The 9,394-nt window shown below is 55.3% G+C and carries 8 protein-coding genes; 4 read left to right on the top strand and 4 right to left on the bottom strand.

The window, feature by feature from the left end:
* The 4 genes from B5F88_RS17575 to cheB all read left to right on the top strand — a co-directional run.
* Window positions 1–1,312 (top strand): chemotaxis protein CheA (locus B5F88_RS17575; protein WP_140402176.1); only part of this gene is annotated, 1,312 nt, incomplete at its 5' end.
* Between the two features lie 13 nt (window positions 1,313–1,325).
* Complete coding sequence (locus B5F88_RS17570; RefSeq protein ID WP_242959864.1) at window positions 1,326–1,802, top strand: chemotaxis protein CheW; 477 nt, start codon at window positions 1,326–1,328, stop codon at window positions 1,800–1,802.
* An 18-nt stretch (window positions 1,803–1,820) separates the two neighbouring features.
* On the top strand, window positions 1,821–2,645 hold the full coding sequence (locus tag B5F88_RS17565; RefSeq protein ID WP_087348626.1) for a protein-glutamate O-methyltransferase CheR: 825 nt from the start codon (window positions 1,821–1,823) through the stop codon (window positions 2,643–2,645).
* Between the two features lie 40 nt (window positions 2,646–2,685).
* Window positions 2,686–3,789 carry a chemotaxis-specific protein-glutamate methyltransferase CheB gene (gene cheB / locus B5F88_RS17560; protein WP_087348623.1) on the top strand — a complete coding sequence of 368 codons (1,104 nt, stop codon included), beginning with the start codon at window positions 2,686–2,688 and terminating at the stop codon, window positions 3,787–3,789.
* Between the two features lie 69 nt (window positions 3,790–3,858).
* Here the strand turns inward: cheB and B5F88_RS17555 are convergent, their stop codons facing one another.
* The 4 genes from B5F88_RS17555 to B5F88_RS21870 all read right to left on the bottom strand — a co-directional run bounded on the left by B5F88_RS17555 (window position 3,859) and on the right by B5F88_RS21870 (window position 9,392).
* Complete coding sequence (locus B5F88_RS17555) at window positions 3,859–4,674, bottom strand: PHP domain-containing protein (protein WP_087348620.1); 816 nt, start codon at window positions 4,672–4,674, stop codon at window positions 3,859–3,861.
* Window positions 4,675–4,685: 11 nt separating this feature from the next.
* Complete coding sequence (locus B5F88_RS17550) at window positions 4,686–5,828, bottom strand: adenylyl-sulfate kinase (RefSeq protein ID WP_087348617.1); 1,143 nt, start codon at window positions 5,826–5,828, stop codon at window positions 4,686–4,688.
* 12 nt (window positions 5,829–5,840) lie between these two features.
* A complete protein-coding gene (locus B5F88_RS17545) occupies window positions 5,841–7,814 on the bottom strand; it encodes a hypothetical protein (protein ID WP_087348615.1) in 1,974 nt (657 codons plus the stop codon).
* A gap of 102 nt (window positions 7,815–7,916) precedes the next feature.
* The gene (locus tag B5F88_RS21870) at window positions 7,917–9,392 is read right to left on the bottom strand and encodes a flagellin (protein WP_275532954.1); all 1,476 of its coding nucleotides are present in this window, start codon (window positions 9,390–9,392) and stop codon (window positions 7,917–7,919) included.
* Window positions 9,393–9,394 lie beyond the last annotated feature (2 nt).

Genomic DNA, 9,394 nt, shown 5'->3' with positions numbered 1-9,394 from the left:
CCACATCTTCCTGCCCTCCGCCCTGGCCGCCTCCGCGGGCATCCAGGCCTGGGGGGCCCCCCCACCTACCCCTGCGCCGGCCCCCCAGGCAACTCCCGCCCCCGCGTCTCAGAAGTCGGAGGGCGGCCCTCACCACAAGGAGAGCCTCATCAGCGTCAATCTGAACAAGCTGGATCAGCTGGCCGCTGTGGTGGGCGAAATTGTCATTACCGAATCCATGGTCACCGCCTCTCCCGATCTCAAGGGGCTGAAGCTGGACGCTTTCACCAAGTCCGCCCGGCAGCTGCGCAAGCTCACCGACGAGCTGCAGGACGTGTCCATGTCCCTGCGGATGGTTCCGGTCTCCGGCACCTTCCAGAAGATGAACCGCATTGTGCGGGATATGTGCAAAAAGCTGGGCAAGCAGGCCAAGCTGACCCTGGTGGGCGAGGACACCGAGGTGGACAAGACCATCGTGGACAGCATCGGCGACCCCATCATGCACATCGTCCGCAATTCCATGGACCACGGCATTGAGGAGACCCCTCAGGACCGTATCAACGCCGGCAAGGACCCGGTGGGTGAGATCATCCTCTCCGCCCGCCACACTGGCAGCGAGGTCATTATCGAAATCATCGACGACGGCCAGGGCGTCAATTACGACGCCGTGCTGGCCAAGGCCATTCGTAACGGGCTGGCCTTCCCCGATGTGGAATATTCCCACAAGGAGATCCTCAACTTCCTGATGGCCCCCGGCTTCTCCACCAACACGGAGGTCACCGAGTTCTCCGGCCGCGGCGTGGGCATGGACGTGGTCAAGCGGAACGTGGAGGAGGTGGGCGGCGTGGTCTCCATCTCCAGCGAGCCCGGCAAGGGCATGACCACCACCCTGAAAATCCCCCTGACCATGGCCATCATGGACGGTATGGAGGTGTCCGTGGGCGGGTCCATCTTCACCATCCCCATCCACAATATCCGTCAGTCCTTCAAAATCACTGAGGACGATCTGATCCGCGACGCCTCCGGCGGCGAGATGTTCAAGTGTATGGGCAGCTTTTATCCGGTCATCCGGATGCGGGATCTGTACCAGATGTCCGGCGGAGCCACCAAAATGGAGGACGGCATCCTCATCTGGCTGGATGCGGGCGATCTGTCCTACTGCCTGTTCGTAGACGAGCTGCTGGGCGAGCAGCAGGTGGTGGTCAAGCCCCTGCCCTCCTACCTCAACCACTTCAACATCAAGCCCAGAGGGATTGGCGGCTGTACCATTTTGGGCGACGGCAACATCAGCATCATCCTGGATGTGACCAACCTGTATACCTCTGCCCGGTAAAGGAGAAATTGATATGACGGAACAGGACGTTTTATACGGCGGCAACATGGCTGTAGACCCGGAAAGCCCTCCTGTACAGACACAGACGGAAAAATATCTGCTCTTTGTATCCAACAATCTGCTCTTCGGGGTTCCCGCCGCGGCAGTGGAGGAGATCATCACCAACCACACCATTACCAGCCTGCCCCTGGTGCCCGAGTATATCCGCGGCATCATCAACCTGCGGGGCCAGATTATCCCCATTGTGGATATCTGCTGCTTCCTGGGTCAGGACGAGGAGAGCAGCAGCTGCATCATCATTCTCCAGACCCAGGACACCCAGATTGGTATTCTGGTGGACCAGGTGGAGAAGATGGTGGATATTCCGGTAGGCTCCATTGTCCCCAGTCCCTCTCAGAGCGGGCAGAAGCTGGTCTGCGGCATGTGTTCTCTGGAGGATGGGCAGACCATGCTGGCCTTTGATTGCGCCCAGCTGCTGGAGCTCTCCTGACCGGAGGTGCGCTAAACCATGGACTCTTTTTTCAACAACCTGACCATTACCGACGCTGACTTTCAGCGCCTGGTCCGGTTTATCCATCAGAATTACGGCATTGACCTGAGCAAAAAACGGCAGCTGATCACCAGCCGGCTGTCCCATTCCCTGAAGGACCGGGGCTATCAGGACTTCAAGTCCTTCCTGGAGCATCTGTTCACCACCAAGGACCCGGATGACCTGGAGCTGGTGCTCAACAAGCTGACCACCAATTATACCTATTTTCTGCGGGAGAAGGAGCATTTTACCTTCTTCCAGAATACGGTCCTGCCAGAGCTGGAGCAGCGCCACCGCCGGGACAAAACCCTTGCCATTTGGAGCGCCGGCTGCTCCAGCGGCGAGGAGCCCTATACGCTGTCCATCTGTCTGAAGGAATATTTCGGAACCAACGCGGATAAATGGGACACGCGGGTGCTGGCCACTGACATCTCCCAGCAGGCCATGGCCAAGGCCAAGGCCGCCGTCTACCAGCCCCCCGCGGATATGCCAACCGAGTGGCTCCGCCGGTACTTTGTCAAAAACAAGACCGGCAGCGACTACACCGTGGCCCCGTCCATCCGCAACAACGTGATTTTCCGTACCTTCAACCTTATGGACCCCATCCAGTTCCGCCTGAAATTTGACGTGATTTTTTGCCGGAACGTGATGATCTACTTTGATCAAAACACTCGGGACGCTTTGGTCCGGCGTTTTTGTGACGCTATGAACCCCAACGGCTATCTCTTTATCAGCCACTCGGAATCCCTGGGTCAGACGCCTCTGTTCCAGATGGTGGCCCCGGCGGTGTACCGCAAAAAGTGAGGGCCGTCCCGCGTGTATGCAGGAAGGAGCCATCGTATCCATGCTTCCGAATCAACAAAAAAAAATCCGCATCCTGGTGGTGGATGATTCCGCTGTAGCCCGGACGTTTCTCGTCAAAGGACTGGCCACATACCCCAACATCGAGGTTGTGGGCTATGCCATCAACGCTCTGGATGCAAAAACAAAAATTCTCCGCCTCCACCCCGACGTTATGACGCTGGACGTGGAGATGCCCGGTACCAACGGCATTGACTTTCTGCGGCAGCTTCTGCCGGAGCACCCGCTGCCGGTGATCCTGGTGTCCAGTCTGAATCTGCGGGTCTTTGACGCACTGGCCGCCGGCGCGGTGGACTTTGTCCGTAAGCCGGACGGCGTGGAGAGCCGGGAGTCCTTTCTCCGCTCTCTGTCCCAGAAAATTGTGGTGGCCTCCTGCGCCAAGGTTTCGCCCTGCCGCATCCACGCCGCCGCCCACCAGGCAGCTGCTTCCACATCAGCTCCCACTGCCGCCGCTCCCGCCGCGCCTGTCGCTCCTCCCACTGCGCTGGGACACTCCAGCGGCATGAATCTGGACCAAACCATCATCGGACTGGGGGCCTCCACCGGCGGCACCGAGGCCACTCTGGAAGTGCTCAAGCGGCTGCCCGCCGACATTCCCGGCATGGTGATTGTCCAGCATATGCCCCCCGGATTTACTGGTATGTATGCCCAGCGGCTGAACAAGATCTGCGCCATGGAGGTGAGGGAGGCCAAGAACGGAGACGAGATCCACCGCGGTCTGGTACTGGTGGCTCCCGCCGACCTGCAGGCCCGGGTGGTACGTATGGGCAGCCGGTATACGCTGGCCTGCCAGCCTGGCGAAAAAGTCAGCGGACACCGTCCGTCGGTAGACGCTCTGTTTACCTCCATGGCCTCTCAGGTAAGGTGTCACATGGTGGGCATCATCATGACCGGCATGGGCCGGGACGGCGCCAGCGGCCTGCTGGAGATGCGTAAAGCTGGGGCCTACACCATCGGCCAGGATAAGGATTCCTGCGTGGTGTACGGTATGCCCTGTGTGGCCCACGAGATCGGCGCGGTTGCCATCCAGGCCTCCTGCGAAAACATCGCTGCTGTGTTGATGCAGCATCTGAAAACAGGAAAATAAATTTTGCTCTATGTATGAACATATCCCCCGGCTCTGTGCTACAGCACAGAGCCGGGGGATATGCTTTTATCAGCTCAAAAGCCATTCCAATTCCAGAGAAGTTGGCATGAAAGGCCTGTCGGAGTGTACTTTTTCCCCATGGAAATCGCTGCCTGCAGTTATATGCAGATCATACTTTGCCGCTAGGCCCAGATATTCCGACACCATCCTGGGCGTATGCTCAGGATAATAACACTCCAGACCTGCCAGCCCTGCCTCTTTCAGGTTCTTTAGCAAGGGCTCCAAATCCTCCATGGATAAGTTCAGCTGGCACGGATGCGCCAGCACAGCCTTGCCTCCAGACTGACAAATCGCAGCAATACAGTCCGCAGCATCCGCCTTAAAGCGTTCAATACGCTGGTACTCATCGGTATCAAGGTAGCGGTCAAAGGCCTCCCGCATGGAGGAGACATAGCCGTGGCGCACCATGACCTGGGCAAAGTGGGGACGGGCTACCAGGCCGCCCTGGGCCAGCTCCTCCACCTCCTGCAGATCAATGTGCATCCCCTTTTCCGCCAAAAACTGCACAATCCGGTACTTCCGTTCCGCCCGACTGTCTTTCAATGTGCGGCACAGGGTATCCATGGCTGGACAAACGGGGGCCAACCCCAGTCCCAAGATGTGCAGATGGCGGTCCTCCTTGGCACCCAATTCCACACCCCGCAGCACATGAATCCCAACTTGCTCGCCGGCTCGAACCGCTTCCTCCACTCCGTCTACCGTATCGTGGTCCGTAAGCGCCAGACATTCCACCCCGGCCTTCTGGGCCAATGCTACCATCTGCGCGGGAGGATACTGCCCATCAGAGGCAGAGGAATGGGTGTGAAGATCCGCCAACATCTGCATATGCTTCCCTCCTATGGTTTCACCGCCACAATGCGGATGACCGGCGGATCATCGTTCCCATAGGGTGCAAATCCAGTCTGCTCCTTGGCATATTCCACACGGAATCCACATTTTTGCAGGGACTGAAGCAGCTCGTCTCTGACAATAAACCGACGGTAGTGGTTATCATAAAAGAATGCGTTACGCTCTACTGCCTTTCCCTTCCCATAGAGAGGATCATTTACGCTGCGGACCTCAATAAAGAACTTTCCGCCGCTTTTCAGCGCTCCAAACATGGTCTGGAGCAGCAGTCTCTCCTGCTTCTGGTTGATGGCATGGATGGTAAAGCGACTGTAGGCATAATCATAGCTGTTTGGCTTGTGGGCGTCGCTGGCAATAAAATCACCGCATAGAAACCGGGCATTTTTCGCCGGCACCTGATTCAGCTGGTCAATGGCAGCCCGGGACAAATCAATTGCCACCACCTGCAATCCCTGTTCCGCAAAAAACAGTGCATCACGACCGTTTCCGCAGCCCAGCTCCACCAATGTCTTCCCCGGTTCCACCAAAGTGTCCACATACCGGGCAAAGGGCGAGGGCTCCGTGGAACAGAGACGGTTACAATAATATTGATTCCAGTAATCTGTATTGTCAATAGGGTTTTCCACAATATTGGGATAGAACACCCGCTCAATTTCTTCCACCAGTTCCAAAGGAGCGCGGTCCCCATCATTCTGGATAATCAAGTCCGGAGTTTTCGGCTCGTCAAACGGCAGGTCTACACCGACTACGTTATGGCCAGCGGTATATAGCCCTTTCTGGTTGCGCTGAATGAGGGTCTCCTTTTTCACCCGGATATAGATTTCCTTATAGTTGGGGATATGTTCCCGATTCCAGCGGCGCACGGAGTCAAACATGGCAATGGAGCAGCACACCACATCAATGCCCTGGTCAGAGAGCAGCTTACACACCCGGAAGATCCGCCCGGCCCAGCGCAACCGCTCCTCATGGGAGTAGCCTACATCCTCGCCAAAGGCCACCCGGATTTCATCCCCGTCCAAATAGACTGCGTTTGGCTTGGTGGCTTTCAGTCGCCGGTAAAACAGGCCACCCACGGTGGTCTTGCCCGCCCCGGACAGGCCGGTAAAGAAATAAACCGTTCCTTTATTATCCATCCCTGCCCCTCCTCAATGATATAGCGGATTTTCCAGCAGGGCTGGATCCAATTTTAATGGCGTCATTAAGCGTAGCGGTTGTCCATTTTTATTTACGAAACGAAGCCCCTCCTGCAGTTTGATAGCAAGGTTATATCGCTCTTTACTGGCATCTTTTAGGCGTTCATCCAAACGACGCTTCACTTCTTCCTCCGACATAGGTTCTTGGTCATCCGCTCTCCGCAATTTGGCGTAAAATTTGCGCCGGGAACCAGTAATAAACGCATTCAGGGTTGAAAAGTGTTCGATTTTATCCCGGATCCAATTTGCATCCACCGACTCCCCCTTATAATAATGGAAATCATATCCATAGCATTCATACGCATCCCGCAGGAAATACTCCAAAAACGCCCGTTCCTCATCATTGGCATACTCATCATAGGTACGGTAGACGGTGGCTGCATCAAAGCCCAGCACATTTCCCTCCAGGGATTCTGGGTTTAAACCACTCTTTCCGGAACAGTAAGTCATACTTTCCGTATATGGAATATCCAGGAATTTTGCCAGTGCCGTAAAGGTGGCCTTTGGATTCAACTTGCCATCTTCAAAGCGCACCAAAACGCTGTCGTGATAGAGCCGATCTTGAGGATCGATCATAAAGCTGCGGTTTTTCAACCGCTCCATCATTACATCGCTCCCCACCTTCAGATTCGGTTTCCCGTCGTCTGTCAGTTCCTTGGCTAGCTGCTCCTCCATAAAACGTATGGTAGCCGCATAGCTGGTGGTTATACGCCGCATGGGAGTAAAAGTCTTGATGTATTTGAAGGACTGAAACAGCTTGGAGGCATGGATCTGATCATACTGCTCCGAGGAGAGCAGTGTAGTCCCCTTTTGATCGGTCACCTCAACCTTATAGATAATATTGCGAAAATGAGGCTGCAAAAATATAGCTGGCACAATGCGGGAAGCGCGATCCAGCCCACGGCAACAGTTTTCATCCCCCATCATCATACCAAGCAATGCATCCTTGTCGGTAATTTGCTGCATGCCTTTCAGCCATGAGGGAATGGGCAGCCCCGCCTGCCTGGTCCTTTTGAACTGGCGACGGAATTTGGCATAGATGTTCGGAAACTCATCGAACATAACTGATTCCAGTGAAATCAGATTGGGATGGTTGTGAAATATCTCATTGAAAAAATCTCCGCCGTTATGCGCCGCCAATTGGGTGTGCCAAATAAGACGGTTAATCTCTCTGACATGAACGGGTTTCAGAGGATATTTGCTGTAATCGATTCCAAAACGCGCTTGAAAATCGATCGGATACTGGCTGACTTCCTCCTCCATCAGAAACACCAACTTCTCCTCCTTGAGCAAGGGGACGAAGTTTAAGCATTGAAGGTAGGCGCAAAATACATCCCAATTTGTATAGTGGAGATATATGTGGTTCTCCCGCCCCACCCACTCGCTCTTCCGCACATTGTCATTTAAATATTCCAGTTGATACTGGGAATAAACATCCTTAGCCAGGATGGGATTTTCCAAATCACTGAAGAAGTTGCGGTCAATTACGGTATCATTAAAATTGACGTATGCCCCAAACCGGTTCTCCGCCCGGTAAAAGGGAATAAAACCTTTGTCATCAAAGGGAAAAAATTGTATCGGGAGCTGGTCAAAATCCGGAAACCCCTTTCGAAACAAGTAGGGGTATACTTTGAAATGCTCACAATTCTCCCGGTAGCACCGTCGCTGTTCTTTTACATTCGGCAGATAAAAGGCCTGGGTCATAAGGTCAAGCAGCTCCGCTTGAAAATGCCCCCGGTTATATAGGGAGACAAAGGTGGTATAGGCAACCTGGTACTCCCCCTGGGAGAAAAAGATATAACTGGCCGCTTCCATTTCTTCTTCCGGAGTCTTTTCCTCTTGTCCCAGCACCAGGGTATACGCCTTTTGGGCGTCCTCCACCTGCTTGTATTCCGCCAATTTTCTGGCCAGTTCAATGGTTTTCATAGTATGTCTCCTCTGTCAGATGCATAAGAAAAGCGGGGCGGGCATTTGCCCGCCCCGCTTTTGCAACTCGGGATTCTAAATAAGACGAACCAACCGCTGATCTTACTGCAGCAGCTGCAGCACGCCCTGAGGCACGGAGTTGGCCTGGGCCAGCATGGCCTGAGCGGACTGGATCAGGATGTTGTTCTTGGTGTAGGACATCATCTCGTCAGCGATGTCGGTGTCGCGGATGGTGGACTCGGCATCCTGGATGTTCTCCTGCATCACGGACAGGTTGTTGATGGTGTGGTCCAGACGGTTCTGGGTAGCACCCAGGGTACCACGGACGTCGGACACATAGTTGATGGCGTCCTTGATCTGGTCCAGAGCGGCGGCAGCGCCAGACTGAGTGCCGATGTCCAGGCTGGAGAGGCCCAGAGCAGCAATATGGCAGTCCTTGATGGCCACGTTCAGCTGGTTGAAGCTGTCGCTGGTGTCGCCGATCTGCAGGGTCAGGGAGTTGCCGGTCAGGCTCAGAGTGTCCTTGGTGAACAGAATGTCGGTAGCCGAGATACCAGCAGTGGCATTCGAAGCCTCCACAGCGGTCTCCATGCCGGTAACACGAGTGATCTCAGCAGCAATCTGATTGGCATGAGTCGCATTGGCAACGCTAGCAGCACCAATGTCAATGATGGTAACATCGCTGCCCAGACCCTTGATCTGGTCGTTGGTCAGAGCATTGCCCACCAGGAACTTATGGCCGTCCAGCTCAAAGATCTTAGCCTGCAGGTCCTCCAGAGTATCGCTGGAAGCACCCACCGCAAGGCCTGCAGCGTCGAACTTCTGCATGGAGTCCTTGGCAGCGGTGGTTACCGTGGCATTGGCGCCCATAGAAGCGGCAAAGGCAGGACTATCCTTGCCAATGGAGAAGTTGTGGCTGACGCCGGTGGACAGCACCTGGGCGCCGGCAGTACCTTCCGTACGGGCAGTAAACTGAAGCTTAGTACCAGTCACCGCCACATCAAAGGCCTCGGTAAAGTTCTTGTCCGCCTTCAGGCTGGCCAGAATGGCGTTCTGCACTTTGCTCGCGCTCAGAGTGCCACTAGAGGCCAGATAATACTTGTTGCCGTTGGCGTCCTCAAAATAGTTCTTGGAGGCGCTGGCAGCATTGTCCACGCCGGTGCCGTCGCCCTGATAAGTCAGCTTAACAGTGGTGGTCTGCTCCTTGCCGTTACCGTCCTTCCAGGTAACGGTGTAGTCCATGCTCTTGCCGATATCGGCAGTGGTCAGGCCAGCCAGGTTGGCAGTTTTGGCCATGCTGGCGGTAGTATACACGCCCTTGATGGCAACGCTGTTGTCCATGGCCACATTGTCCACCTGGGAACCGCCGGACAGGGAGCCGTCCAGCAGCTGGATGCCGTTGAAGTTGGCGGAATCGGCGATACGGTCGATTTCGGTCTTCAGCTGGGTGACTTCCTTCTGCAGCTGGGCGCGGTCGGTCTCGTTCTCGTAGGTGCCGTTGGCGGACTGCTCAGCCAGGGAGTACATACGGTTGAGCATGTCGTGAACCTCAGTCAGGGCGCCCTCAGCGGTCTGCACCA

Source organism: Flavonifractor sp. An306 (assembly GCF_002159455.1).
Taxonomy (GTDB): domain Bacteria; phylum Bacillota; class Clostridia; order Oscillospirales; family Oscillospiraceae; genus Flavonifractor.
The sequence above is the reverse complement of the archived record's forward strand: the minus strand, read 5'-3'. Positions and strand labels throughout refer to the sequence as shown.

Bases quoted from the DNA above. Each gene is read 5' to 3' on its own strand.
- B5F88_RS17550 (WP_087348617.1), bottom strand. From the start codon at position 5,828: ATGGATAATAAAGGAACGGTTTATTTCTTTACCGGCCTGTCCGGGGCG.
- B5F88_RS17545 (WP_087348615.1), bottom strand. From the start codon at position 7,814: ATGAAAACCATTGAACTGGCCAGAAAATTGGCGGAATACAAGCAGGTG.
- cheB (WP_087348623.1), top strand. From the start codon at position 2,686: ATGCTTCCGAATCAACAAAAAAAAATCCGCATCCTGGTGGTGGATGAT.
- B5F88_RS17555 (WP_087348620.1), bottom strand. From the start codon at position 4,674: ATGCAGATGTTGGCGGATCTTCACACCCATTCCTCTGCCTCTGATGGG.
- B5F88_RS17565 (WP_087348626.1), top strand. From the start codon at position 1,821: ATGGACTCTTTTTTCAACAACCTGACCATTACCGACGCTGACTTTCAG.
- B5F88_RS17570 (WP_242959864.1), top strand. From the start codon at position 1,326: ATGACGGAACAGGACGTTTTATACGGCGGCAACATGGCTGTAGACCCG.